34 protein-coding genes are annotated in these 24,980 nt (G+C 34.6%); 27 read left to right on the top strand and 7 right to left on the bottom strand.

The window, feature by feature from the left end; genetic code table 11:
- Positions 1 to 24: 24 nt before the first annotated feature.
- On the top strand, positions 25 to 2,256 hold the full coding sequence (locus RBB48_RS21875; protein ID WP_088063331.1) for an MMPL family transporter: 2,232 nt from the start codon (positions 25 to 27) through the stop codon (positions 2,254 to 2,256).
- A 47-nt stretch (positions 2,257 to 2,303) separates the two neighbouring features.
- On the opposite strand, the gene RBB48_RS21880 is transcribed toward RBB48_RS21875, so the two are convergent.
- Positions 2,304 to 2,486, bottom strand: coding sequence for a DUF4021 domain-containing protein (locus RBB48_RS21880; protein ID WP_000998381.1), 183 nt, complete (start codon positions 2,484 to 2,486; stop codon positions 2,304 to 2,306).
- Between the two features lie 185 nt (positions 2,487 to 2,671).
- Between RBB48_RS21880 and catA the strand changes: the two genes are divergently transcribed.
- The 3 genes from catA to RBB48_RS21895 all read left to right on the top strand — a co-directional run bounded on the left by catA (position 2,672) and on the right by RBB48_RS21895 (position 5,134).
- Complete coding sequence (catA, locus tag RBB48_RS21885) at positions 2,672 to 3,322, top strand: type A chloramphenicol O-acetyltransferase (RefSeq protein WP_088063332.1); 651 nt, start codon at positions 2,672 to 2,674, stop codon at positions 3,320 to 3,322.
- 221 nt (positions 3,323 to 3,543) lie between these two features.
- Positions 3,544 to 4,470 carry a GNAT family N-acetyltransferase gene (locus tag RBB48_RS21890; RefSeq protein WP_088063333.1) on the top strand — a complete coding sequence of 309 codons (927 nt, stop codon included), beginning with the start codon at positions 3,544 to 3,546 and terminating at the stop codon, positions 4,468 to 4,470.
- A gap of 151 nt (positions 4,471 to 4,621) precedes the next feature.
- A complete protein-coding gene (locus tag RBB48_RS21895) occupies positions 4,622 to 5,134 on the top strand; it encodes a GNAT family N-acetyltransferase (RefSeq protein WP_088063334.1) in 513 nt (170 codons plus the stop codon).
- Between the two features lie 39 nt (positions 5,135 to 5,173).
- Here RBB48_RS21895 and RBB48_RS21900 read toward each other — a convergent pair whose 3' ends face one another.
- On the bottom strand, positions 5,174 to 6,061 hold the full coding sequence (locus RBB48_RS21900; protein ID WP_088063335.1) for a DMT family transporter: 888 nt from the start codon (positions 6,059 to 6,061) through the stop codon (positions 5,174 to 5,176).
- A 171-nt stretch (positions 6,062 to 6,232) separates the two neighbouring features.
- On the opposite strand from RBB48_RS21900, the gene RBB48_RS21905 reads away from it, so the two are divergent.
- The 5 genes from RBB48_RS21905 (at position 6,233) to RBB48_RS21925 (ending at position 10,396) form a co-directional block, all read left to right on the top strand.
- Entirely contained in the window at positions 6,233 to 6,793 is a 561-nt protein-coding gene (locus RBB48_RS21905; protein WP_000581036.1) for a helix-turn-helix domain-containing protein, read from the top strand.
- Positions 6,794 to 6,827: 34 nt separating this feature from the next.
- Positions 6,828 to 7,775: a hypothetical protein gene (locus RBB48_RS21910; protein WP_306008062.1), complete on the top strand. Its 948-nt coding sequence runs from the start codon at positions 6,828 to 6,830 to the stop codon at positions 7,773 to 7,775.
- A gap of 167 nt (positions 7,776 to 7,942) precedes the next feature.
- Complete coding sequence (locus tag RBB48_RS21915) at positions 7,943 to 8,092, top strand: aspartyl-phosphate phosphatase Spo0E family protein (protein WP_000424361.1); 150 nt, start codon at positions 7,943 to 7,945, stop codon at positions 8,090 to 8,092.
- A 114-nt stretch (positions 8,093 to 8,206) separates the two neighbouring features.
- Positions 8,207 to 8,935 (top strand): alpha/beta fold hydrolase, encoded by a 729-nt coding sequence (locus RBB48_RS21920; RefSeq protein WP_097906917.1) that lies wholly within the window; start codon positions 8,207 to 8,209, stop codon positions 8,933 to 8,935.
- Positions 8,936 to 8,995: 60 nt separating this feature from the next.
- Positions 8,996 to 10,396, top strand: coding sequence for a protoporphyrinogen oxidase (locus tag RBB48_RS21925; protein ID WP_147788035.1), 1,401 nt, complete (start codon positions 8,996 to 8,998; stop codon positions 10,394 to 10,396).
- A 60-nt stretch (positions 10,397 to 10,456) separates the two neighbouring features.
- Here RBB48_RS21925 and RBB48_RS21930 read toward each other — a convergent pair whose 3' ends face one another.
- Positions 10,457 to 11,005: a hypothetical protein gene (locus tag RBB48_RS21930; protein ID WP_088081739.1), complete on the bottom strand. Its 549-nt coding sequence runs from the start codon at positions 11,003 to 11,005 to the stop codon at positions 10,457 to 10,459.
- A 487-nt stretch (positions 11,006 to 11,492) separates the two neighbouring features.
- Here RBB48_RS21930 and RBB48_RS21935 point away from each other — a divergent pair, with 487 nt between their 5' ends.
- The gene (locus RBB48_RS21935; protein ID WP_046954301.1) at positions 11,493 to 12,044 is read left to right on the top strand and encodes a GNAT family N-acetyltransferase; all 552 of its coding nucleotides are present in this window, start codon (positions 11,493 to 11,495) and stop codon (positions 12,042 to 12,044) included.
- A 39-nt stretch (positions 12,045 to 12,083) separates the two neighbouring features.
- Here the strand turns inward: RBB48_RS21935 and RBB48_RS21940 are convergent, their stop codons facing one another.
- Both RBB48_RS21940 and cspD read right to left on the bottom strand, forming a co-directional pair.
- Positions 12,084 to 12,269: a cold-shock protein gene (locus RBB48_RS21940; protein ID WP_000286202.1), complete on the bottom strand. Its 186-nt coding sequence runs from the start codon at positions 12,267 to 12,269 to the stop codon at positions 12,084 to 12,086.
- An 86-nt stretch (positions 12,270 to 12,355) separates the two neighbouring features.
- Complete coding sequence (cspD, locus tag RBB48_RS21945; RefSeq protein ID WP_000176365.1) at positions 12,356 to 12,559, bottom strand: cold-shock protein CspD; 204 nt, start codon at positions 12,557 to 12,559, stop codon at positions 12,356 to 12,358.
- Positions 12,560 to 12,930: 371 nt separating this feature from the next.
- Between cspD and RBB48_RS21950 the strand changes: the two genes are divergently transcribed.
- Positions 12,931 to 13,827 (top strand): CPBP family intramembrane glutamic endopeptidase, encoded by an 897-nt coding sequence (locus tag RBB48_RS21950; protein WP_306008063.1) that lies wholly within the window; start codon positions 12,931 to 12,933, stop codon positions 13,825 to 13,827.
- 164 nt (positions 13,828 to 13,991) lie between these two features.
- Here RBB48_RS21950 and RBB48_RS21955 read toward each other — a convergent pair whose 3' ends face one another.
- A complete protein-coding gene (locus RBB48_RS21955) occupies positions 13,992 to 14,336 on the bottom strand; it encodes a helix-turn-helix domain-containing protein (protein WP_002163124.1) in 345 nt (114 codons plus the stop codon).
- A 437-nt stretch (positions 14,337 to 14,773) separates the two neighbouring features.
- Here RBB48_RS21955 and RBB48_RS21960 point away from each other — a divergent pair, with 437 nt between their 5' ends.
- The 3 genes from RBB48_RS21960 (at position 14,774) to RBB48_RS21970 (ending at position 16,404) form a co-directional block, all read left to right on the top strand.
- Positions 14,774 to 15,931, top strand: a complete 1,158-nt coding sequence (locus RBB48_RS21960; protein WP_306008064.1) for an AimR family lysis-lysogeny pheromone receptor — start codon at positions 14,774 to 14,776, stop codon at positions 15,929 to 15,931.
- Position 15,932: 1 nt separating this feature from the next.
- The gene (locus RBB48_RS21965; protein WP_179196776.1) at positions 15,933 to 16,088 is read left to right on the top strand and encodes a hypothetical protein; all 156 of its coding nucleotides are present in this window, start codon (positions 15,933 to 15,935) and stop codon (positions 16,086 to 16,088) included.
- Positions 16,089 to 16,227: 139 nt separating this feature from the next.
- Positions 16,228 to 16,404 carry a hypothetical protein gene (locus RBB48_RS21970; RefSeq protein ID WP_306008065.1) on the top strand — a complete coding sequence of 59 codons (177 nt, stop codon included), beginning with the start codon at positions 16,228 to 16,230 and terminating at the stop codon, positions 16,402 to 16,404.
- A gap of 22 nt (positions 16,405 to 16,426) precedes the next feature.
- Here the strand turns inward: RBB48_RS21970 and RBB48_RS21975 are convergent, their stop codons facing one another.
- A complete protein-coding gene (locus RBB48_RS21975; protein ID WP_042515227.1) occupies positions 16,427 to 16,768 on the bottom strand; it encodes a helix-turn-helix domain-containing protein in 342 nt (113 codons plus the stop codon).
- 291 nt (positions 16,769 to 17,059) lie between these two features.
- On the opposite strand from RBB48_RS21975, the gene RBB48_RS21980 reads away from it, so the two are divergent.
- The 13 genes from RBB48_RS21980 to RBB48_RS22040 all read left to right on the top strand — a co-directional run bounded on the left by RBB48_RS21980 (position 17,060) and on the right by RBB48_RS22040 (position 24,921).
- Positions 17,060 to 17,365, top strand: coding sequence for a helix-turn-helix transcriptional regulator (locus RBB48_RS21980; RefSeq protein ID WP_306008066.1), 306 nt, complete (start codon positions 17,060 to 17,062; stop codon positions 17,363 to 17,365).
- Between the two features lie 28 nt (positions 17,366 to 17,393).
- A complete protein-coding gene (locus RBB48_RS21985; protein ID WP_179196777.1) occupies positions 17,394 to 17,543 on the top strand; it encodes a hypothetical protein in 150 nt (49 codons plus the stop codon).
- 23 nt (positions 17,544 to 17,566) lie between these two features.
- On the top strand, positions 17,567 to 17,725 hold the full coding sequence (locus RBB48_RS21990) for a hypothetical protein (RefSeq protein WP_306008067.1): 159 nt from the start codon (positions 17,567 to 17,569) through the stop codon (positions 17,723 to 17,725).
- The gene (locus tag RBB48_RS21995; protein ID WP_306008068.1) at positions 17,712 to 19,265 is read left to right on the top strand and encodes an AAA family ATPase; all 1,554 of its coding nucleotides are present in this window, start codon (positions 17,712 to 17,714) and stop codon (positions 19,263 to 19,265) included. The genes RBB48_RS21990 and RBB48_RS21995 overlap by 14 nt, the downstream gene beginning before the upstream one ends.
- A gap of 13 nt (positions 19,266 to 19,278) precedes the next feature.
- Positions 19,279 to 19,581, top strand: a complete 303-nt coding sequence (locus RBB48_RS22000) for a hypothetical protein (RefSeq protein WP_306008069.1) — start codon at positions 19,279 to 19,281, stop codon at positions 19,579 to 19,581.
- Positions 19,581 to 19,814, top strand: coding sequence for a hypothetical protein (locus RBB48_RS22005; RefSeq protein ID WP_000421150.1), 234 nt, complete (start codon positions 19,581 to 19,583; stop codon positions 19,812 to 19,814). The genes RBB48_RS22000 and RBB48_RS22005 overlap by 1 nt, the downstream gene beginning before the upstream one ends.
- A gap of 13 nt (positions 19,815 to 19,827) precedes the next feature.
- Complete coding sequence (locus RBB48_RS22010; protein ID WP_306008070.1) at positions 19,828 to 20,463, top strand: chromosome partitioning protein ParA; 636 nt, start codon at positions 19,828 to 19,830, stop codon at positions 20,461 to 20,463.
- Between the two features lie 16 nt (positions 20,464 to 20,479).
- Positions 20,480 to 20,845 (top strand): hypothetical protein, encoded by a 366-nt coding sequence (locus RBB48_RS22015; protein ID WP_306008071.1) that lies wholly within the window; start codon positions 20,480 to 20,482, stop codon positions 20,843 to 20,845.
- The gene (locus tag RBB48_RS22020) at positions 20,845 to 21,903 is read left to right on the top strand and encodes a metallophosphoesterase family protein (RefSeq protein WP_306008072.1); all 1,059 of its coding nucleotides are present in this window, start codon (positions 20,845 to 20,847) and stop codon (positions 21,901 to 21,903) included. Before RBB48_RS22015 ends, RBB48_RS22020 begins: the two co-directional genes overlap by 1 nt.
- Entirely contained in the window at positions 21,900 to 22,184 is a 285-nt protein-coding gene (locus RBB48_RS22025; protein ID WP_306008073.1) for a hypothetical protein, read from the top strand. Before RBB48_RS22020 ends, RBB48_RS22025 begins: the two co-directional genes overlap by 4 nt.
- Complete coding sequence (locus RBB48_RS22030; RefSeq protein WP_306008074.1) at positions 22,181 to 22,732, top strand: hypothetical protein; 552 nt, start codon at positions 22,181 to 22,183, stop codon at positions 22,730 to 22,732. The genes RBB48_RS22025 and RBB48_RS22030 overlap by 4 nt, the downstream gene beginning before the upstream one ends.
- A 9-nt stretch (positions 22,733 to 22,741) precedes the next feature.
- Positions 22,742 to 23,260 carry a M48 family metalloprotease gene (locus RBB48_RS22035; RefSeq protein WP_306008075.1) on the top strand — a complete coding sequence of 173 codons (519 nt, stop codon included), beginning with the start codon at positions 22,742 to 22,744 and terminating at the stop codon, positions 23,258 to 23,260.
- 83 nt (positions 23,261 to 23,343) lie between these two features.
- Complete coding sequence (locus tag RBB48_RS22040) at positions 23,344 to 24,921, top strand: DEAD/DEAH box helicase (protein ID WP_306008124.1); 1,578 nt, start codon at positions 23,344 to 23,346, stop codon at positions 24,919 to 24,921.
- Positions 24,922 to 24,980 lie beyond the last annotated feature (59 nt).

The following is a 24,980-nucleotide window of genomic DNA, read 5'->3' on the forward strand; positions in this document are numbered from 1 at the left end:
GGAAAAAAGGAAGGTGGGGTTTTTATGAAAAAGCACCCGTTACATATGTTAGGGAGGCTTGTAGCAGGGAAGCATACGCAGTGGATAACTTTATCGGTTTGGATTCTTATTACATTATTACTTTCATTTACATTGCCACAAGTAAACAGTACGAAAGAACCGAATCCGAAAAATTTACCTGAAACAGCTATGTCGCAGCAAGCGGAAGCACTAATGAAAAACGAGTTTCCGAATAATGCAGGGAATCCTTTGTTAGTAGTATGGTATAAAGATGATGGATTACAGTCACAGGATTATAAACTCATACAAGACGTTTATAAAGAATTAAAGGCCAGTCCTTTAAAAGAACAATCAACGTTACCACCATTTGATACAATACCAGAACAAGTATTATCAAAAAGCGCATCAAAAGATGGTACATCATTTGTCACACCGGTATTCTTTAATAAATCTGCCGGAACAGATATATTAAAAGGAAATCTTGAAGATTTAAGAAAGATAGTAAATAGTAAGGTGAAGGAAGATCCATTTAAACAAAAAATAAGTGAATCTGGTTTACATGTTCGATTATCTGGACCTGTAGGTATTCAAACTGATGCGGTTAGCTTATTTAGTCAAGCTGATGTGAAGCTGTTAGTTGCTACTGTACTACTCGTATTAGTCTTATTAATTTTACTGTATCGTTCACCAATTTTAGCAATTTTACCTTTACTTGTTGTGGGCTTTGCATACGGTATTATTAGTCCTACACTTGGTTTTTTAGCTGATCACGGATGGATTAAAGTAGATGCCCAAGCGATATCAATTATGACAGTATTATTGTTTGGTGCTGGAACGGACTATTGTCTATTTTTAATTTCGAGATATAGGGAGTACTTGCTAGAGGAAGAAAGTAAATATAAAGCATTGCAACTTGCAATTAAAGCTTCTGGCGGAGCAATTATAATGAGTGCGTTAACTGTTGTACTTGGATTAGGAACATTATTACTCGCTCATTACGGTGCCTTTCATCGATTTGCGGTACCATTTAGTGTTGCTGTATTCATAATGGGAATTGCTGCTTTAACAATTTTACCAGCGTTATTATTAATTTTCGGTAGAACTGCATTCTTCCCATTTATACCGAGAACAACTTCAATGAATGAGGAATGGGTAAGAAAGAAAAAGAAAGTTGTAAAAGTTAAAAAATCAAAAGGTGCTTTTAGTAAAAAACTTGGAGATGTCGTAGTACGAAGACCGTGGACAATAATTATGCTCACTGTATTTGTTTTAGGTGGATTGGCTTCATTTGTACCACGTATTCAATACACATATGACTTATTAGAATCGTTTCCAAAAGATATGCCTTCACGTGAAGGGTTTACGTTAATTAGTGATCATTTTTCAGCTGGAGAACTAGCACCAGTAAAAGTTGTTGTTGATACGAAAGGAAAAGAGCTTCCTATTAAAGAAGAACTAGAGGGATTTTCTTTTGTAAATACAGTAAAAGACCCAAAAGAGGGTAAAGAAAATAAGCAAATACAAATGTATGAGGTTTCTTTAGCTGAAAATCCATACTCAATTGAAGCGTTAGATCAAATCCCTAAATTGAAAAGTAGTGTAGAAAAAGTATTAAAAGATGCTGGGATTAGTAATGCAGAAGATCAACTATGGATTGGCGGAGAAACAGCATCATTATATGATACAAAGCAAATTACGGAACGTGATGAAGCAGTTATCATTCCAGTAATGATTAGTATTATAGCTTTATTATTACTTGTTTACTTACGATCAATTGTCGCGATGATTTATTTAATTGTAACTGTTGTATTATCGTTCTTCTCGGCACTAGGAGCAGGGTGGCTATTGCTTCATTATGGTATGGGAGCGCCGGCCATTCAAGGTGCGATACCGTTGTATGCATTCGTATTTCTGGTTGCTTTAGGTGAAGATTATAATATCTTTATGGTTTCAGAAATATGGAAAAACAGAAAGACACAAAATCACTTGGATGCTATAAAAAATGGCGTTATACAAACAGGTAGTGTCATTACATCCGCAGGTTTAATTTTAGCAGGAACTTTTGCAGTGTTAGGTACACTTCCAATTCAAGTTCTTGTTCAATTTGGTATTGTAACTGCAATTGGTGTACTACTAGATACATTTATTGTTAGACCATTACTTGTACCAGCAATTACAGTTGTTCTAGGTCGCTTTGCTTTTTGGCCAGGAAAGCTTTCAAGAAAGAGTGAAGAAGTACAAAAGGTGGATGCATAGTTAAGAAAGCCAAGGATATTTTCCTTGGCTTTCTTCTATGTATTTTATTAATTTTTTGAAGTCAAATCATCAGTTACAGCATGATCAGCATCTTCAATAGCAGTTTCTGGCATTCCATATAAGCCGTTCATTGCTTGTTCTTCTACATTAAGGTTTACAGTATTATTATTTTGAATAGGTGTATTGTTTGCGATAGCATTATCTTTTTTATTTACATTTTTGTCATTCATGTTTGAATCCTCCAAACGTCAGTTGATTTATTAATAGTATGTGGTTGGATTTCAATAAATATGTGAATGAATTTTTGTAGATGTTATATAATTAAATAAAAACTTTAACTATTAGGAGTGAACAGGTTTGGTGAAAACAAGAAAGTTAGCCTTCTAAAATAAAAAATTTTTAGGAGGCTATTACAATGAAGTTTTATATAATTGACAGAGAAAATTGGAATAGAGAGCAGTATTTTGAACATTATTTAAAGTTGAAATGTACGTTTAGTATGACTGTGAATGTTGATATTACGAGGTTATTAAAGGAATTACATCAAAAAGGAATAAAATTTTATCCCGTTTTTATATATTTAATTTCTAGAGTAATAAATAATCATAAAGAATTTCGAACATGTTTTAACGATGAAGGAGTTTTAGGATATTGGGAGGAAATGATACCAAGTTATACAATCTTCCATAAAGATGATAAATCTTTTTCAAGTATATGGACGGATTATTCTAATGATTTTCACATTTTCTATAAAAACTATGAAGAGGATATGAGGTGCTATGCTGGTGTTCATGGTCTCTTCACAAAAGAAAATGTTCCGCCAAATGTTTTTCCTATTTCTAGCATACCTTGGGCTAGTTTTACTGGATTTAATCTTAATATTAATAATGATGGTGATTTTCTATTACCAATTATAACTTGTGGGAAATATTTTAATGAAGAAAATAAGGTTATGCTACCAGTTTCATTACAAATTCATCATTCGGTTTGTGATGGATATCATGCGAGTCGATTTATAGAGGATTTACAGGAGTTAAGTAATAGTTGCAACGAGTGGCTAAAGTAATATCTAATTTTTAATTATACACAATTGAAAATGAATAAAAGAGGAGAACATGTTTATATAGCATGGTCTCTTTTTTATTCATTAATGCTAAGTAACAGTGGAAAATATAGGTTGATTTGTAGTTTAATAGTAAATGAAGTTATTAATTTTAATTTTCTTTATTTTATAACTATACGGTTCGCAAAACTTATTATCTTGTAACAATGAAGGAGAAAACAAAAATGATAATAATATCTATAGAAAAAGCTACAATTTTAGATGCTGAAAAGTTAACAGAAATAATGACAAGAACATTTGATGAAGAAGCAAAACGATGGCTATGCGGTCAAGGTGATGTCATTGACTATAACATCCAACCACCAGGCTATTCTTCAGTTGAAATGATGAGATATTCAATCGAAGAACTGGATTCTTTTAAGGTAATAGTGGATGACAAAATAATCGGAGGAATTATAGTTACGATTTCTGGTAAGTCATACGGTCGAATTGATCGTATTTTTGTAGATCCTGATTATCAAGGAAAAGGAATTGGATCACATGTTATTAAATCAATTGAAGTGGAATATCCAAGCATAAGGGTTTGGGATCTCGAAACATCCAGTAGACAACTTAATAATCATCATTTTTATGAAAAAATGGGCTATGAAATAATTTTTAAATCTGAAGATGAGTATTGTTATGTAAAAAGAATAACTGTAGAGTCAGCTAAAGAGAACCTGATTAAAAATAATGATATGAAAAATAGCCAATATGAAAACTGTAATCTAGCAAATACAGAGTATTATCAAGTGAATTTAAAAAACAGTTCCTTTGTTGGTAGCAATATGATGAATATGAAGATGAGTAATTGTAATGTGAGTCAATCAAAGTTTAGAAATATAAATTTTAAAAGTTCTTTATATGCCGATTTAAATCTTTCCGGTAGTAAATTTTCTTTTGTGACTTTAGGTGGAGTTCATTTTAAAGATACAAACCTTGGAGAAGGTAAACATCCTATTTCATTTAATAGATGTGATTTGGAAGGTAGTGCGATAAGTAATAGTAATCTGAAAAATATGGAAATAGAAAATTGTGATATAACTGGTATGAAAATAAATGGTATTCCAATTGAAAATCTGCTGGAGTTATATAATAGAGTAAAAAGTTAACTAAATTGTAGATAAGGATAAGCTGTTCAAAAATTGGATGTTATACTGAAATGATTATGTAAAAATAACATAAAGAAATATAGAAGAGAAGGGGTTTCACCCGGGGGTCTAGAATAATAATGTATTGTTATGAATATGGAGGGGAGAAAATATGGAGATCAAACTAAGAGCGGTAGAAATACAAGATGCTAGAGCAATTCATCGTATATGCATACAAGATGATGTATTACCTTATATGGTTTTCTTACCTAGTATGCGTGTAGATGCGATGGAAAATAGAATTCGTAATTTAGCGCCAAATCAATTTGAATTTGTTGCAGAGTATGATGGAAAAGTTGTTGGATTTGTTGGATTAACCCAAAGCCCAGGACGTAGATCTCATTCGGGGGATTTGTTTATGGGGGTAGATAGTGAATATCATAATAAAGGCATTGGGAAAACACTTCTTACAAAAATGCTTGATTTAGCTGATAATTGGTTAATGTTAGAGCGAGTAGAGCTTGGTGTTTTAGAAACGAATCCGAAAGCGAAATCGCTATATGAAAAATTTGGATTTGTAGAAGAGGGAATAAAAGTAGGGAATTTGAAGGCTCACGGAAAGTTTATTAATGAAATTATGATGAGTCGTTTTAGACCTGATGGTTTAATTGTACATAATGAATAGTGAAAAGCATGACAAATTAATGTCATGCTTTTTTATTTGTTAGTTGTGATTCGGTAGTTTTGGTTGTAATAAGAATAATGCTAAACCAATAAAAATAAATGTAATGCCTAGCCCTTGTTGTAAAGAAATAGTCTCATTTAATATAAAGTACGCTAGTATACAAGTTCCAATCGTTTCTCCTAAAATACTCATAGAGATTACAGTAGCACTCATCCATTTTAATAACCAATTAAAAACTGTTTGCCCTAAAATTGTAGCAATAAATGCTAAGCCGATAAAGCACAACCAAGTTTGTGTAGAGTAATGGATGAAAGATTCTTGCTGCATGTAGGAAAAAATACCGAGAAAACAGGCGCTACTTCCATAACTAATTACCGAATACGGTATAAGTGATAAATCTTTACGAACATGTTGGCTAATGAAAAAGTAAGTGGTAATAATTCCGGCCGCAATAAAGGCTAAAATGTCCCCGTATAAAGCTTCTCCACTAATTTGGAAGTCTTGCCATCCGATGACGATACTTCCTGAAATAGCGATGAGGCAACCAATGACCGCTCCTTTCGTAAATCTCTCTTTAAATAGAAAGTAACCACCAATCATTGAAAATAAAGGTTGTAACGTTACGATAACTGTAGAACTCGCTACAGAAGTATATTGTAATGATTCAAACCATAGTACATAATGTGCAGCTAAAAATAGCCCGGATATGAATCCGAATCCCCATTGTCTGTTTGTTACTGTTTTTAGCTCGTTTCGATTATTTTTATTAAATAGTAATAACGGTAATAGAATCAGTGCAGCAAAAAATAAACGGTAAAAAGCAATGATAGCCGCAGGAGCATCTGCCAATTTTACGAAAATTGCTGAAGTTGATAGGGCGAATACGCCGAAAAATAAGATGCAATATGAAAGAATAGGTGATTTCACAGTTTGTCCCTCCGATAGATTGTTTATTATAATGAACTAAATACGATATAATGTACAGAGGTAAGTATATAAGTCCTTAAGGCGATAGGAAAGGATTATTTGCCTTTGTTTACTATGTCAGCACAAAGACAACGAAACATGCAATATGATGAACGAAAGGAAGGTTTTACTATGATACATGATAGACTCGGACAAACTGTATTAAGTTATCGTAAGAAAAATAATATGACAATTCGTGAATTTGCTGATTATGCAGGAATTAGTACTTCACTAATTAGTCAAATTGAACGAGGATATGCGAATCCTTCTTTAAGTGTATTGGAATTAATTGCGAAAGCATTAAATGTACCGCTATTTACACTTTTTATTAATGAGATTGATACAGATTCACTCATTTCTAAGAAAAAAGATCGAAAAAAAGTGTATCGGGAGAACAATGATCACATTGTATATGATGTATTAACACCGGATTTTATGAAAGCACGAATTGAAATGTTAATAATGGATTTAAATAAACAAGCAAACACAACGGAAAGTCACTATTCACATGAAGATAAAGAAGAGATTGCTGTTGTTATGAAAGGAGAAGTGTATGTGGAGTTAGAAGGAAAAGAATATTTTTTAGAAGAAGGCGATGTTGTACGTATTCCGCCAAATGTGAAACATCGCTTTTTGAATAAAAGTGATGAATCCAATCATATTTTATTTGTATTGACACCATCTTTAGGATGAGTATTAAGTGATTTTTATTACGGGGGAAAAATAGATGGAAAATAAAACTGTTTTAAGAGAGGGTCTTTCAATTATTTCTCAGTGTAAAAAACAAACAAATGATATTTGGCATGCGCATTTCGGAGCAGCTGCAATTGCTAGTTATTTTTTTATGAAAGATAACAATATGGAAGAAGAGATAAATCGTAGTATGTATTCTCAAACAAAAATGATGTTGAACAATCAAAACTTAGGTGAAATCATCGATAGTAAAAAAGAAATTGATTTTCAAAGTGCTGAAAAACTGATTATAAAATCAATGGAGCATACAATTGATGAACTTCATTGGGTGGGGCATAATGTCATTTATGCTGCATTAAGTTTATTAGCTATGAAAGAGTTACAAAAATGGGGGAATAATCAAGCAATTGAAGGGATTACTAACCTTATATTATCGTTTCGAAAAACAATTCCTGGTAGATCGTGGATTGGTTTTACGACGAAGGAAGTAAAACAATTAAGTATAAACGATGAGATAGAAAGTGAATTCAAAAATCCGAAACAATTATCTAAGTTTATTTTAAAGGAGCTCTCGCAATTTAATATTATTTATAGAGCGGAAGGGCATCATGATTTAATTGGTCATTTACTTACTTTTTCTCATGCAATTAATATTATGTATGATTTAGGGCATAGAGATATATTCCAACGAGGGATACGTCCACTGTTAAAACTAGTATACGTGTTACGTGCTAGTCAATATCTTATGCCGAATACTGAAATTAACTTGCACTCACCTATAGATCGTTTACCTTTAATCGAATCAAAACGTGCTTATGTATTACCAACAGAAAATCAATTTTGGCTAAAAGACTATAGTGCGTTTGATTGGGATTTCGGGCATGTTTTTAAATTCTCATATAGTTATTTTGATCATATAAAGAGAGCTCCAGAATATAAAGATATTACATTAGAGAAATTCCGATTTGTTATTAATACATAATGAAGTCTAATGATCTGTATAAAGGGTTAAATTTAAAATTTTTTGTTGATAGGTATATTATTTTTTTATTTGTAAGATTTTACATGCTTATTTTACTTTTACTAATTATGTAAATAGGCTATACTAAAATACATATATTTTAGTATTGGAGAGAGAAGTAAAACGACATGGAATTAGTGAAATTGGAAAAAGTCATTGAAATAAAGAAAGAAGAACTTTTATATTTAGTATCGGATTACGGAATTCAACATGAAAAAGTATTGGCATTAAGTCAAGAAATAGACAAATTGATTAATTACTTTATGTTTTTAAAATAAAAAGAACTATGGCATGATTTGAAAATGTTATAGTTCTTTTTTATTTGGAAATTCAGATGTATATTCTATATACTGATAATAGATAGAATATTCTGTTTTGAAGGAGGGAGATATATGATATTACATACGCACATTTCAGGCGAAGGGGAACCAATTATGCTTTTACACTCTGGTGGTATGACAGGTTTAGTAGAGTATGAAGAGCAGGTAGCATTTTTTCGAGAAAAAAACTATCAAATCATTCGTCCTGATTTAAGAGGACATGGAAGATCAGGGGGGACGTTGGAGAATTATTTCCTACGATCTGTAAAGGATTTACATGATACATTAGTACATTTACAAATTGATAGATGTCATATAGCTGGTGTTTCACTAGGAGGATTAGTCGCTTTATTATTTGCAAAAAAATATCCAGATAAAGTGAGAACATTAACTTTTTCAGGTATTTTTCCGGTTAAGAGAGAAAATTGGGAAGAGTCTCAGGAGTATGAAGCAAAGTGTCATCAGGAATTGATGGAAAATAAAGAAGTTATAACGTATATGAATGAAATTCATGAGAAAAGTGACTGGAAAGCATTACTTGAATCGTGGCAAGTTAAAGATTGGTACCCATTTGATGAAACAGGTGATGTAGCTAATCTTCAAATACCTACACTTTGTATTGCTGGGGGAGATGCAGAAGATGAAGTTACAGCTACTACAATGTTCAAACAATTAAACGATAATATTTATATTGCTGTTATTCCGTTTGCTGGTCATTTAGTGCATAACGATCAACCAGAAATATATTCGAATATATTGTCTAATTTCTTACAGAATGCACAAGCTGCTAGTCGAATATAAGGACTTTTGGGTATAATAATAAAGGAATTATTAATTGTATCGGTTAGGAGCGCAGCACATATGAAAACAGTTGTTGTTATCGGTGGAGGTATAACGGGACTTTCTACTATGTTTTATTTAGAAAAATTAAAAAAGGATAATAATATCGATTTAAATTTAATCCTTGTAGAAAAAGAAGAGTACTTAGGTGGTAAAATCCATAGTGTAGAAGAAAAGGATTTTATTATGGAATCAGGAGCGGATTCTATCGTTGCTCGTAATGAACATGTTATGCCGCTTGTAAAAGATTTGAATTTAGAAGAAGAAATGGTATATAACGAAACGGGTATTTCTTACATACATTCTGATAATACTTTACACCCAATTCCATCGGACACTATATTTGGGATACCGATGAGTGTGGAGTCATTGTTTAGCAGTACGCTAGTATCAACGAAAGGGAAAATTGTTGCTTTAAAAGATTTTATAACGAAAAATAAAGAGTTTACAAAAGATACTTCACTTGCTGTATTTTTAGAAAGCTTTTTAGGGAAAGAGTTAGTGGAAAGACAAATTGCTCCGGTGCTTTCAGGAGTATATTCCGGTAAATTGAATGAACTTACTATGGCATCGACATTACCGTATTTACTGGATTATAAAAATAAATATGGAAGTATTATTAAAGGTTTTGAAGAGAATAAAAAACAGTTTCAATCAGCAGGAAACAAAAAGTTCGTATCATTTAAAGGTGGACTATCTACGATTATTGATCGTTTAGAAGAAATGCTGACTGAGACAGTCGTTAAGAAAGGCGCTGTAACGACTGCTGTAAGGAAACAAGGTGATCGCTATGAAATCTCCTTTGCAAATCATGAATCAATCCAAGCTGATTATGTTGTTTTAGCAGCTCCGCATGATATCGCAGAAACTTTATTACGGTCTAATGAGTTAAACGAGCAGTTTCATACATTTAAAAACTCATCTCTTATAAGTATTTACTTAGGATTTGATATACTTGATGAACAATTACCGGCGGACGGCACAGGATTTATCGTAACGGAAAACAGTGATTTACATTGTGATGCGTGTACATGGACAAGCCGGAAGTGGAAGCATACATCGGGAAAACAAAAGCTATTAGTAAGAATGTTTTATAAGAGTACAAATCCAGTATATGCAACGATTAAAAATTATAGTGAAGAAGAATTGGTACAAGTCGCTTTATATGATATTGAAAAGAGCCTGGGGATTAAAGGGAAACCAGAAGTAGTTGAAGTTACAAATTGGAAAGATTTAATGCCGAAATATCATTTAGAACATAATCAAGCTGTTCAAATATTACAAGAAAAAATGACGGATCTTTATCCTAATGTATACTTAGCTGGAGCTTCATATTACGGTGTCGGAATTGGTGCGTGTATTGGAAATGGGAAGAACACTGCAAATGAAATAATTGCAACATTAAATGAATCGTCAAACTAACATAGAATACATAAATAAATAAATAAAACGTCCCTCCAGTATATTGGAGGGACGTTTTATTTATTTCACTTGAATTGAAATTTTTTTATTAGTTGTATTATTCTCAGTAATCGTTAATGCTATGTTCCCAGATTCTTTAAATGAATATGATGAGAGTTGATAAAGCTCTTTTATGCCATGTTTCTCTTTTAATTTATTGGCTGGAAGTGATGTTATGTTCGGTTTCCATGATTCTTGTTTACCTGAAGGGTATTTTACTATTATTTCTGGATTATTTAATTGAATTGTTTCCCAAGAGGCAAAATGTAATTCAACTGCTGTATCTTTTTTTAGTAACTCTTCTGAGAAATATCCAAGCTCCCCAACATTACCGAAAACAGTAAAGTTTTGATTTTGTAACGTGATATCTAAATGTTTAGGTTGATAGGTTGCTGCGTGATAGATTCCATATGAAAGCGAAAGAGTGGAAGCGATTAACATGCCGATTGAAAATGTCATAAAGCTATTACCTTTAAAACTAGTCATCATGAATGAATTTGGGGCGAACTTTTTTGCAAATAAAAATATGAGTAATATGAGTAAGAGGGATAAGCCGATGAATATATACATAGAACATTTACACCTCCACAGAAAAACATAACGTTAACTACATTTTACCATAAATGTATGGATCAGGGGTGTGTTTTAGAAGGGAAAAGTGAGCACGGAATCGAAATTATAAGACGGAGTGGTGAAAATGAAAATAATACAATTAATTTTTATAAATAAAGGTAAGAGTAGGGAATGTGATTGTATCCTTTTGTTAATGAGTAAGATACACTACTTAGAGAAACTGGTTTTTTAAGTGTAAACTGGAGACCAACAGCTCTTTGGCATTAGTTGCAAATAAATAGAGCATAAAGAGGTGATCATAGTATTTTGATCACCTCTTTATTTTTTCTAATCATGCAAAAGCAAGAAGGGTTATTTTTAGTTCGTATTGAATTAAGAGGATAAGCTTCTCTAGAAATATTTGATAAATGGGACATTGAGGACTTTCCTAATTATAAATACTTTTTCTGCTATAATGAATGAGTAGAAAGAAAGGAGTGATCCTGTGGCGTTTCCTATATTAGAAACAGAACGTTTGCGTTTAGTTGAAATAGAACAATCTTATTGTCAAAAAATATATGAAATCTTTTCATTGGATGAAGTAACGTGTTATTACGGTATGAATTCTTTTACGGAGTTTGGACAAGCTTCACGTATGATTGAATCTTTTTCAAAAAATTACTTTGAGAAAAAGGCAATACGATGGGGGATTGTATTAAAAGAAACAAATACTTTAGTGGGTACAATTGGATTAAATAATTTACAACTATGGAGTAAACGATCTGAAATTGGATATGACTTACATCCTCGTTATTGGGGGAATGGTTATGCGTCAGAAGCGGCTCGAGAAATTATTCATTATGGATTTCGAGATTTAGGCTTATTTAGAATTGGAGCTATTACATACCCTGAAAATGTTACTTCTTGTAAAATGTTATCTAAAATAGGCTTTCATAAGGAAGGGTTATTACGTGGCTATATTCATCAAGGAAATAAGCAACATGATGCACTATTGTATTCTATAGTTCGAACGGATGTAGAGGATATAAATTTATAATAAAAACCCCCTCTTATAAAAGAGGGGGGTAAGTAAAAATTAACCTATTTTAGGTAATAAACGTTCTCCGCTTTTCATGCTACTTTTACATAAAGGGCATTTAGGCTCTTCTTCAAATGAAAAATTCTTTCTCATCCATCCTAAACAATCCTCTGATTCACATTCCCAGACAGGGGTTTGTTCTGGTGGTACTTCAGCTACATCGTTCTTTCGATTGCGATACATATAACCACTCCTTTTATGTAAAAAATTTTAGTTATATATTAAAAAGGTTGTTAACCGAGCTGGTAACAACCTTTTTATTGTTTGAATTATAGCTTTACAACGTTTTTAGCTTGAGGTCCACGGTTACCGTCTTCAACTTCGAAGCTAACTTCTTGACCTTCGTCAAGAGACTTGAAGCCGTCGCCAGTGATAGCTGAGAAGTGAACGAATACGTCGTTACCGTCTGCAACTTCGATGAAACCGAAACCTTTTTCGCTGTTAAACCATTTTACTTTACCTGTTAATGTCATGGTAATGCCTCCTAAAATTTAAAAAGATTACAATATGATCGGCCTTATTTGAATGAAAAATAAAAGTTCACATATTATCAAACACCCATAAGGAGTACAAAATAATCCTGATTGATACTTGATAATATGCAAAGGAAATATAGTGTTAAATTGACCTTAATTACTATCTTACAACAAATGGTGGGAAATAGCAAGTGCTGGTAATACCAGTGAATAATCTTGGTGATAATAGTAAAACGCACAAAGTTATCTCTTTTATTTATATATTATTCCAAATTTAGGTTTATGCTAAACGGAGAGCTTTTTTATTGGAAGTTTGTATTAGAGAAACGATATATAGTATTAATATATTTGTTATGGAGGCGAGAATATTGCAATTTTCTCAATTTAAAATAATTGATGCAGCTAAAGAAGGAAGAAAAAAAGTTCATCCAATATTCGCTGTTATACTTGCAATTGTATTTTTAACTTTAGGTGAATTGTTCATGTTATTTATGTTGTTTTTACCGAAAGCAGAAACACTTTTAATGAAGGCAATTTATAGTGATATTGAGATGATATTGACGTTTGGGGGAGCTGTATTTTTTGTTTTTTTATGGGTTAGATTTGTAGAGAAAAGATCAATTTCATCCATTGGTTTTTGGAGAAATCAGTGGATAAGAAAATATTTGAGAGGTGCATTAATAGGTTTTGTTTTCATTTCAATACCAGTAATGATACTTTTATTAACAGGAATTGTACAACTACAAATACAACAAATTACGCCAACCGCTATAATTGGAATTGTGGGATCTTTAGTTGCTTTTTTAATACAAGGTGCAACAGAAGAAATTGTTGTTCGAGGTTGGTTATTTCCAGTCCTTTCTGTTAGAAGCCGTATATGGATTGGGATTGTTGTAACTTCTTTTTTATTTGGTTTTCTTCATTTACTAAATCCAGGTATTACAATTCTTTCAATATCGAATATAATATTAGTTGGTGTATTTGCAGCTTTTTACGCTTTAAAGGACAGTAGTCTTTGGGGGATATGCGCGTGGCATTCGTTGTGGAATTGGGCACAGTTTAATATTTATGGTTTTGCAGTAAGTGGAATGGCAATGTATTCTACACCACTTTTTAAACCTGTAACAAAAGGATCGGAAGTCCTTCATGGGGGCTCGTTCGGTATTGAGGGGAGTATCATTACAACAATCATGCTTTCTATCGCTTCAATTGTTTTATGGAGACAGTTATGGGGAAAAAATGCAAAGCAAAGAGATTTAAGTTAATGAAAGTGGGAGAAACTATGGGGATTATAGCGTTTGAGGGAGCAAGTGCGGTGTATAATTAAGGCATAAAATAAAAACCGAGAGGACAAGTAGCCCTCTCGGTTTCTAGGTTGTAATAGAAAACATGACTGTTGAATATGAAAATGGTTTCTACTACAATCGACTCATAACAACTCTTTTTTCTCATTTAGAAATTGCGTGTAGAAAAGAAGTTGTTTACAGAATTGTTCTCGTTGAGATTCATCCAGGCCTGCGAAAACCGTTTGGATCTCTTCGAGAATAATTTTTAATTGTTCTTCAGATTCCGGAATATTTCTTCCTAAAAGTGCATCGATCGATGTGTTAAAGAAACTGGCGATACGGTCTAAAGATTTTAAGTCGGGTTCATTAAAGTTGGTCTCTAAGTTACTAACCTGGCTACGACTTAATTGGACCATCTCTCCAAATTCCGCTTGTGTTAAAGAACGATTTGACCTAAATTTTTTTAAATTTTCTCCAAAAGTGTTCATGCCTATTATTATAAATAAGGCATTATTTTTAAACTATAAATGCCAAGAAATTTGGCGTAAATACAAAACATGATAAGTTTTATGGATGAAGTTAGAATAACAACCAGAACGATTGTTCGATTAATGGTAGAATATTTTTGTGGGGAAATTGGTATATTTTGAAAAAAACTTTCTCAATATGATTTGAGAAACAGTAAAATGAATGTTCTAAATTTTATGATAAGATGATGTTAATAAAATAAAAGAACAAAAAGACCCACGGCGTTACAGTGGTGCGGCAACACTACTATAACGTTTTACCCTAGTGCGCGTAGGGAAAACTTTCCATGAGTCAGCATTAAGTATAACATACTTCTCAGGCATACATAATTGTTGTGATTGTTTTCCTATTGAGAAAAAGGGAGGAGTCTTGTGTTCTAGTCCTGAGGAGGAGGAACATGCGAGATTTGATGAAAGAGTTGAATAACATGATCCAGTCGATGAATATGAGCGTACGAAAAATAGCAAAAGAAATTAATGTAAGCAGAACAACGATTTCGAATGGCTTAGATTTTAAAACTGGAGAAATGAAATTCGATGTGTATGAAAAATTAGTGCATCATGTGTACAAAGACCCTTTAAAGCAAATAAAGATGATACGAAGTTTTATAGAAAATTGTTCTACTAGCATGAATGTAAGAAAGGCTTTAAGTTATAGCCAAGTAGCTGGGGAATATAAAGTAATGGAATCATTAATTAAAAGATACAGTGAGGAAACCGATGACGAGGACTTAAAAAAGGTACAAAATGACGTACGTAAATATCTAAGTGTCTATAACTTATACAATCACAGGAATATGAATCGGAAAAGGGGTCAGGCACTATTAGATATAATTTATGAGATACGTGTTTCATCAGATTCGGAGTGCCAGGCATTATTAAATACGTTACTAATGGCAGCCGAGTATGATAAACAAAGGTATAGTGCTATGTCATCGTATGCCGAAGCTGCTGAAGCATACATCGCTAAGATGGATAACGGCTATGTTAAAGATTGTTTACGCATGCAGTATTTGGAACGAATTGCGTACACCCAGTTGCATGCTAATGAGGTAGATAACTGTAGAGTTACGTGCCACGAGATTATAAATTCTGACTTGAATTTTACAGTTGTAAAAGCTACGGCATACTGTTGTTTGGGTGAGAGTTACATTTTTGAGAATCCGTTAATGGCAGAAAAATATATTTTGAAAGCTATTCAATGTTTAGAAGGAATTAGTTCACCGAAAGGGACACAAAAATATAACTCTTTTAAAACGACTCTTGCTTTTTTGTATATTGAGTTCGGATTTAATTTAAATAATATAGATTTTGATTTTATTAGTGATGGTGATCTTGCTTATTATGAGTGTTTGTATGGTGATAAGCAGAATGGTTATAGAATTTTCGAAATATTAAAAGAAAAAGGTCTATCTGCTTTTCAAATGTACTACCTTTCTAGAATTGAAAATGATACAATGATAGCAAGGAAATCTTTAGAAGAATTTGAAAAAACGGGAAGCCTAATATATGCGCAACTTCCGAAGCGCATTTTAATAACTGAAGGAGTGTTGTAACATGAAAAAGTTTTTAATCACTACATTATGCGCACTTGCATTATCGGTTGGGGTTATTGGTGCTGGTGCAGATCAAACTAAAGATTTAGGTAAAGAAAAATTGGATGTACATACTGAAAAAGTACAACTAATGAAAGTTGACCCTGGTGGCATGTAATATAAATTAATAGTTAAAAAGACGCTACTCACAGTAGCGTCTTTCGTCTTTTTAAGGGGTGTCACGTTTTTAGATGTTTTGAGAAAATTGTACCGTTTGATACATATTTCACAAACTATTAAGGATGAAGGGCGGAACTATGGTGGGAAAAGAGACTGTAAAGCAAGAAACAAAGCGTTTAATAGGGGAATTATTTGATGCTGAGAATGTAAGTTGTGATATGGATTATCTAATGGAAGTACTATACAAACGAGGGCGAATTACATATGAGCAGTACAATCAAATTACAGCTGTATTGCAACAAAAAAAGGAATAGCATCTGGCTAATCCTTTTTTATTTATTGCGACGTTTTTGGTACTATTAGTTGTCTTAATAACGCGTTAATAACCTCAGCTTGATCATCTGTAATTTCAACGCCGTTAGAATGTAACTTCCCTTTGTCTAGAAAATCTGTAACGTCAAAGTTTAAACTATTTGGATTTTCTGTTCTCCCTAATATAAAGTCTGTAGTGGAATCCATAAGATCTGCTATCTGTACAAGAACTTCGTATTTAGGTCTACGGTAGTTAGTTTCGTAGCCGCCGTATGCTGATTTAGACATGTTTAGTCGTTCTGCAGTTTCTTCTATGGTCCAACCTCTTCGGTCGCGTAAGAATTTTAAACGTGCTCCAACATCCATTTTGCATCCCCCGAATTCTTTTTTTATATTTCAATACTTTTGTTTTATATAAAATAACAAGAAAATATATAGCTTTTTATATATTTTAATGGTTTTGTTTTAGGTAAAATTCAAAGGAAATATAAAACTTTTTATTATTTTTTACGTTTGTATTACTTATAAGATACCATTAACTATAGTAAATACGCAATGCGCGGATAAAAAAAGTATAAAAAGTTATCAGAAAGTTATTTACTTTTCCGCGAAGTGCGGATATAATTGGAATCAATTACTAGATTGTGGGGGTGCAACATGAAAAGGTACTGGCTTGTGGAAATACGAGAAGATCTTGGTTTGATACAGGATAAAGCCGCTAAATTGGCTAACATAAGCCGAACACATTATGCTGATATTGAGACTGGTAGACGGACACCTAGCCCACGTTTAGCACTGCGTATTGCGATGGTATTAAACTTTCCCTTTGAATGGTTTTTTATGCCCTCGTATCTGCATAACGCGGAAAAAGAAGTGATAGAAGCTGCATTACAATTAGATTTTCCTGAAAAGAATATTTTTTTAACTAAATTTCCGCACTTCGCGGAAAAGATAAAAGAGTAAGTTTTTCGTTCTAAAGGGGTGTTAAACATTGGGGAATAAGAAATCCAGCTTATACATTCGTAATGAGTTTTATGGGACAGAGAAAAAAGAAGTTCTGTTTCAAGAAGTATACGAAAAATATCTAGGTGTCAAAGTAACTGTTACACGAAAAAAGAAAGCGAAAGTAAAAGCAAGTTAAATCATTGAAAGGAGGTGATACACATGCAACGGTACGTGACTTATGTGACTCGATTAGTAAAAGCAAAGGACGTAAAAGCTGTATGTTGCGAAAGTAAAAATTACTTCAAGAATGGATCAGAAGAACAAGCGGTAAACACCATGTTAAAGCTAACAGAAAGGAGTGAACGTGTTGGCCATTAATGAGATTTTTGTAGAAGGTTTCCAGTCACATACGAATAGTCATTTCAATTTAGGAAATGGGCTGAACGTAATTACTGGACCATCTGATAGTGGTAAAACAGCTATCTTACGAGCAGTTCGCTGGATAGCATTTAACGAACCTCAAGGAGAGGCTTTCGTCAACGAATCAGTCGGACAGGCTACGGTAGCGATTCACTTGGATAACGGAATTATTATTTCAAAGCACCGTAGGAAAGGAAAAACATCGTACAGAATCCAATCGGATCCCGGGGATGAAGGAAGTGTATTTGAAAAATCAGAGGTACCGGAAGAAGTAAAACAATTACTCGGTATTACAAAACAAACCTTTGGGGATTTTGTTACAGCTTTAAACTTCGCATTTCAGCTTGAGGCTCCGTTCTTAATAAGCGAAACACCATCATCAGGTGCGAAAGTACTTGGTAAATTAGCAGGAACAGAAGCTGTAGATCTCGCTGTAAAAAGTGTTTCAAAAGATACATACGCAGCAAGGCAAGAGAGATTACTAGCTGAAAAAGAAATTGAGAGATTAGCAGGTAGCTTACTCGAGTACTTGGATGTGGATGATAAAGTACAGCAGTTAAAAACAGCTGAAAGCCTAATGGAGCACGTAGAGGAATTGCATAAAAAGAAAGAGGTATTAAAAGAAATATCTCACATGTACACAAGTCGTAAACAAAAGTACATAGCAGCTTGGGAATTTGAAAAACGGCTTGAGGAAGTACCAGTTCTAATACTAATAATTGAACAAACAGAAAAAGACCAGCAGCGTCTCCAAACACTACTGGACTTACAAAAAAGATACGAGTCACTGTCCACCGCCAAGAAGACATTGACTGAAACATTAAAACAATTTGATGAATTAGTAGAAGTAAGTAACTTGTTACAAGATTTTACTAAATTTCAAGAAAGATATTCTTTGCTTTCTATCTTATCACAAAACTATGAAAAGTATAGTCAAGCATTACAAGATGTTCGTTTACAGCTAGATAGACTAACTGTAATAGAGACCATCGATGTTGCTGTGGTTGAGGAGGAAGTGAAGAAAACGGATGAGTTAAAGAAGCTCTTTGTACAACATAGCGTGGTTAAGCAGTGTTATGAAAAAGTAAGTAGTGATGTAGAACGATTGTCAGTACCTGCTGCTATGTCGGATCAACTACAAGAATATGAAACAAGTATTACACGTCTAAATCAAATGAGTATGTTGCTTCAAAAATATGAAATTACGCATACACAATATACGAAGTATGTGAGTCGTCTGGATCGTTTACATGTTCCGGAGGAAGCAGAAATAAAGGTAGCAGAAGCTGAGAACAACGTATCTCGTTTAGCTGAATTAAAAGAGCTACTACGAAAATATATGATCTGGCATCAAAGAGTTCGTCAAAGTATAAGCACATTGGAACTATATGAAAAGCACATTGAAAATTACACAAAGGAATTGGAAGAGACATGGAACGAGGCTGGTGGAGTTTGTCCGCTATGCGAATCGCCGATGTCTTTTGAACATTCTCATTGAGGGGTGATTCGTGGTGATTGATACAGATAAAGTTAGTGACTTTTTACAAACAGCTGAGTGGCTGAATAATTCGTTAATGGAAATTAATGAAATTATTGAAGCTTTTGAAGATACATCTAATGTTTTAAAAGTCTCACTATTTCATAAAAAATTTAGTGAGAATTTACCAGTAAGTGAATCAGAAAGTATAGGAGAAAAGAGTATTGATTTTGCTATCCGACCAACTGTGTTGGCCTGTTTAAGAGATCAAAAGAAGTTTCTTGAATCAGAACTACAAAATTTACTATCAAAACAACTTGAAGGGGGAAATGAGTAATGGAATTAAAACAACGTATTGAAATTGCAAAAGCAAATTTAAAGAAAGCAGAAACAGCAAAAATCCAAGCAGAGGCGGAAAAGTCTTCAGCTGAAAAGCAATTAACGGAAATCGCTGAACAAATGGCGCAGTATGGGGTAACGCCTGAAACGATCCAGGAAGAAATCAATAAGCTTGATACATCAGTTAAAGAAAACCTGGAGCATGTAGAACGACTCATCCCGCAGGTTTAAGGAGGCTACTTTTATGTACGAGCTTCTAAAAGCAAGAGCGGATATCCGTCAGGCAAGCGATAAACTGAAAATGAAAATCGGTCAACGTGATTTGTTAGTTAAGCAACAAAAAAGCGCAGAAGCAAGAAAAACAAAAGCTGAGGAGCAACTTGGAGCGTTTGATTTAGTACAAATTCTTCTTCAAAAGACGAGTGATTATGCAAGGCAGCAAGCAAAACGTCGTATAGAAGAAATTGTTACGTCAGCTCTTACAGTTGTATTCGATAAAGACTACAGATTCGAAATTGAAATTGCCGTAAAAGGTAATCAACCGGTAGCAGAGTATTGGCTACAGTCTGAGGATGTACGGACACAATTAAAGCCACCTGATTATGATCGCGGTGGTGGTGTAGCAGACGTAGTTAGTTTAGCGCTCAGATTGGCTGTTGGAGAAATTAGTGGTGTAAGAGGACCGTTATTCTTAGATGAGGTTGGAAAGCACGTGAGTCAAGAATACGCACCAAATGTGGCGTATTTCTTGAAGGAGTATAGTACGAAATTTAAACGTCAAATCATTTTAATTACGCACAGTACTCATTTAGCTGAGATAGGTGACGTAGCACTTGGTGTGACTCAAAAACAAGGAAAAAGCATAGTAACTGCTTTATAGAAAGGGAGATTTGGATATGTGTATTAAGTGCTTAGTAAAAGAATTAGCTGCAACGGTTGCAGGTGTAGAAGTGGCAGAGGAAGTTGTAGGTAAAGCAACTGAAGAACAAGTACGCGAGTTACGTAGAATTCGTAAAGAAACGGAAGCTATTAAGGAAGTTGTAGCTAAGGAATTAAAGGCTGAACTTGAACCAATTAAAGAAAAATATAAAAAGAAATTAGAAAATGCAACAAAAGGATTAGAGGAATGGCACGATGCAGTATGGGCTGACATTCATTCTGAATTGGGTGTTAACGGTGAAGATGATTTGACGTTAGATGCTGAGACAGGTGAAATCACAAAACAAGTTATCAAGAAAAAAGAATCAAGTAACCTTCACTGATGCACCACATTGTTGAAGGTGGAATTACTTTAGATACAACGTTGCGCGAAGCACGAAAAAGCAGAGGTGAGAGTATGAAGTTTCTATATTTCGGTGATCCACATATACGAGGTACAAACCCTCGTAATCGTAAGGATAACTACAAAGAGGCATTAATTGCGAAGTTCCGTGAGATTTTCGCACTAGCTAAATACAAAGGTGTGACAGCAATTATCCAACCTGGAGATACGTTTGATAGACCTGAGGTTACGACAAGCGTGTTACTAGAGTTCGCAAAGGTATTGAAAGAAAGTCCAGTATCAATCTATACGACAGCTGGTAACCACGATATTTACGGATATAACTTAGCAACGTATGAACGGACAAGCCTTAGAGTACTGGAGTTAATCGTCCCGCAGCTTACAGTCATTAATGATCCTGGGCAAGCTCATATGTTTCACCAAGACGGTAATCACGTCCAGTTAACATTTACACCGTACAGTGATCAAATTGATAAAGCTGGTTATGGTTATTCACCAGAAGTTACTGAAGATTATGAGTCAACTAAAATACATGTAGCTCACGGTATGTTACTTGACCATGATCCGCCTTTTGACCGGTATACAAAAGTGCAAGATGTAAAAACAGATGCGGATTTGGTTTTGTGTGGACATGACCATACAGGTTTCGGTATTTATAATCGTTCGGATGGAAAAGTGTTTGCGAATATCGGTAGTATCACACGTTTATCGGCTTCGGAAGCTGAAATTAATAGACCGATACAAGTACTTCTTATTGATGTAAAATCACCAGGAGTTTTTGACTTAGAACGGATCCCACTTCAAAGTGCAAAACCTGGTGAAGAAGTACTTGACCGAAGTCGTATTGAGGCTGAAAAGAAACGTGCATATGCAATGGAGGAGTTTGCTTCATTGATTCAAACGGAAACAGGAGAAGATGTTCTGGTTGATATTAATACGATAGTTGAGAGTATCGCCCAGACGGATTGCATTAATCCTGACGTGGTAGAAATAGCGTTAACGAAAATCGCAGAAGCAAAGGAGGGGTTACGAGCATGATTGTAAACAAACCGCAGTTTGATGAGAACGAATTAAGCGAAGGTACAGCGGTACAGGTTACTGCAGGTAAGAAATATGGATATAACAGCAGTAATAAAAATAATTGGAACGCTATAGTGGTAGAGTTTTCACCTCTATTGATAAGCGTAGCGGGTTACAACAAAGAGGAGCATGACCGCGTAGAAACGATGAATATCACAATCGAACAGGTAGTGAAAAAGTCGGTAACGATTGAGAAATTAGTTGTGACAATACAAAAAGATGGGGGACTTAATCTATGACTGAATTAAATAAACAAATTCGTAGTTTACAAGAAGTTCATGGTACAGAAAAATTACTTGCAGCCGCAACAGAACTTTTAGGCAAGAAGGTACCAACTGATTATGTTCGTGTATTAGATCCACTGGAATTACAAGCATCGCTACAACAAATCGATGCTGCAGTACAGGATGTTCTTGAAAAAGGTAAAGCACGTGAAGAAGCTTACGGGAAGAAAGCCGAACTAATTAAACAAAAAGTGAAACTTAAAACAGCTGTAGAGTTAAAAGAAGCTGAAGCATTTATGCAGATTCAAGGTGAAGGTCGTAACCAATACGCATATGTGAATGATCAAAAAGTGGCTCTCACGAACGATACATTACGTGATGCGTATCGCCTGCATTACAGCAAAGAAGAACGCCAACAACTTACGGATGTAGAGCAAGAATTAGCGTCCATTGATATCAAAATTTATCAAACAAAAGATGCTTGGGAAACAGCGAAAGAATCAGCTGATCTTGTAAAGGCAAAAGCTTACGTACAAGCAAATCTATTGAAGTTTTTGGCGTAGGAGGTTGCTATGGATCCAAAACAAACAGCACTGAGAAATAAACAACGTGAACGTCAGCAACGTGGTGATGATTTTCAGACAGAAATCAGAAGAAGCTGGCGACATGTTCCTAAGGTATGGCGTATGAGAATAGCAGATGGTGCAGGTGCAACTCGTCCAGGTGATGAGATTGTACTAACACCTGAAGTAAATATATTAGCGGAAATGAAACGTACTGAGAGTCGTAGATTTTCGCTAGATTATATGAGACCAAATCAGATTCTCGGATTACGAGATTTTGATCAAATTATTGATAGAAATTTAGGTTTAGTGTTTATCAGTTTTCTAAACGATAGCAAGGAGCTTGACGAGGCTTATGCATTCAGACTTATTACAGCTCTTATTCATATGAAAAAAAGAAATGTGAACCATATAAAACTTGAAGAATTTCAAAAACAGACGGTTCCTTGCGTACCACTTCCAAGACTTACATACCATGAACCTTCTTACGATCTATCGGGGGTGCTCACTTGCTACAAATCCTTGTGAAACACAACATCCGGATAAGAGGTGCTAGTACACCTCTTAAGGCGGCAATTACTAAGGCACTAACATTTGATAATCCAGCGTATGTGAAAGCGAAAAAACAACGTAGACCTACATGGGGCGTACAAGCAAAACTTGAATTATTTGTATATGACGGAGGCGATATTGTTACGCCGCGAGGTTTCTTGTCAAAGCTGGAAGAGGTACTGAAAAACTTAGGCTACGATCCAAGTAAAGTTATTACTTCACAGATTTCATATGGCCGAGATGTTAGTTTCGGGGAATGGAATGACGAGTTTGTATTAAAAGAAGACCAGACACCGATGGTACAAGCACTTATGCAAGAAAATGGAATAGGTGTTGCGCCAGCGGGATCCGGTAAAACAGTTATGGGCATGCGCTACATTTACGAAAAAGGTAAAGCGGCCCTATGGCTCACGCACACAAAAGATTTAATGTATCAATCCGCAAAGCGAGCAAAGGCTACAATGCCTGATATCGGTCGTATCGGTTTTTTTGGTGACGGGGTTCATGATTGGGGAGACGGTAAATTAATCGTTGCTACAGTGCAAACTTTGCAGCGAAATCCACATTTAATTGATGCGCTGAACGACTTTATCGGGACAGTAGTAGTAGATGAAGCACATCATTTTCCCGCGGTACAGTTCATCGAAACGGCTGGGAAATTAACTGCTGAAAATATGATTGGTCTCACGGCAACACCTTCTCGAAAAGACGGATTAGAAATCTATATGTACAACGGTGTAGGACCAAAGGTGTATGAGATTAGTAGGGACGGAATGTATGAAGCTGGAAGGCTAATAAAACCGAAAGTGAAATTTGTTTATACCGAATTCAATTACGAAACGGCAAGTAACCGTAACGAGATTGATAGTGTGGATGCTGGTGGAGAAGATCTTGATTACACAGATCTAATAAGACACCTCATTTCTGATAAAAAGCGTGCGAAGTTAGTTGCTGAGAATATTGTTGAGTCTGTAAGTTTAGGGCCATCCATCGTTATAACAGAATCAGTTCGCTACTGTTTCGTACTTGAAGAACTCGTAAAACGAATGGCAAAAGCAAGATTCGGTATCGATGTTAGAACAGCTGTAGTGCATGGAGGTATTAGTCGCTACACCTGGAGAAAAGCGAAAAATGAAAAACATGCACAGCAGCTTATCGATAACGGACATGCAGTAGATAAAAAGCAAGGTAAGCACGATTGGCAAGTAAAGGTTGCGCAGTATTCAGAAAAAGAAAATCGTGAATGGCAAGTAACAAAGCAACAACGTAAGGACATTTTAGAAGCGTGTGACCGAAAAGAAGTAGACATTTTATTTGCTACTCAGCTAGCGCGTGAAGGACTGGACATGCAGCATTTAGCAGTCGGTCACATGGTAATGCCGAAACGTGGTGACTCCCGTGAGAGTAATAGCGGTTCATCGGTAGAGCAAGAAATTGGACGTATCATGCGTCCTGATCGGAAAAATCCAGATAAAGAAGCGCACTGGTTCGACTACGTTGACTACAACGTTGGAGTGTTTAAGGACCAATATCACAGCCGCAGGAAAGTATACAGCAGAATTGGATTAACAGTACCAAGAAAGCCGAAAACAGAACGCGATACAGTAGCTAGTTTTTTAAATGACATGCCTTGGTGAAAGGGGTGATAACGATGGAAAAGTACGAACATGTAGGTGCGCTGTATGAAATTACGGAA

This window comes from Bacillus sp. MMSF_3353 (assembly GCF_030733445.1).
GTDB lineage: Bacteria > Bacillota > Bacilli > Bacillales > Bacillaceae_G > Bacillus_A > Bacillus_A wiedmannii.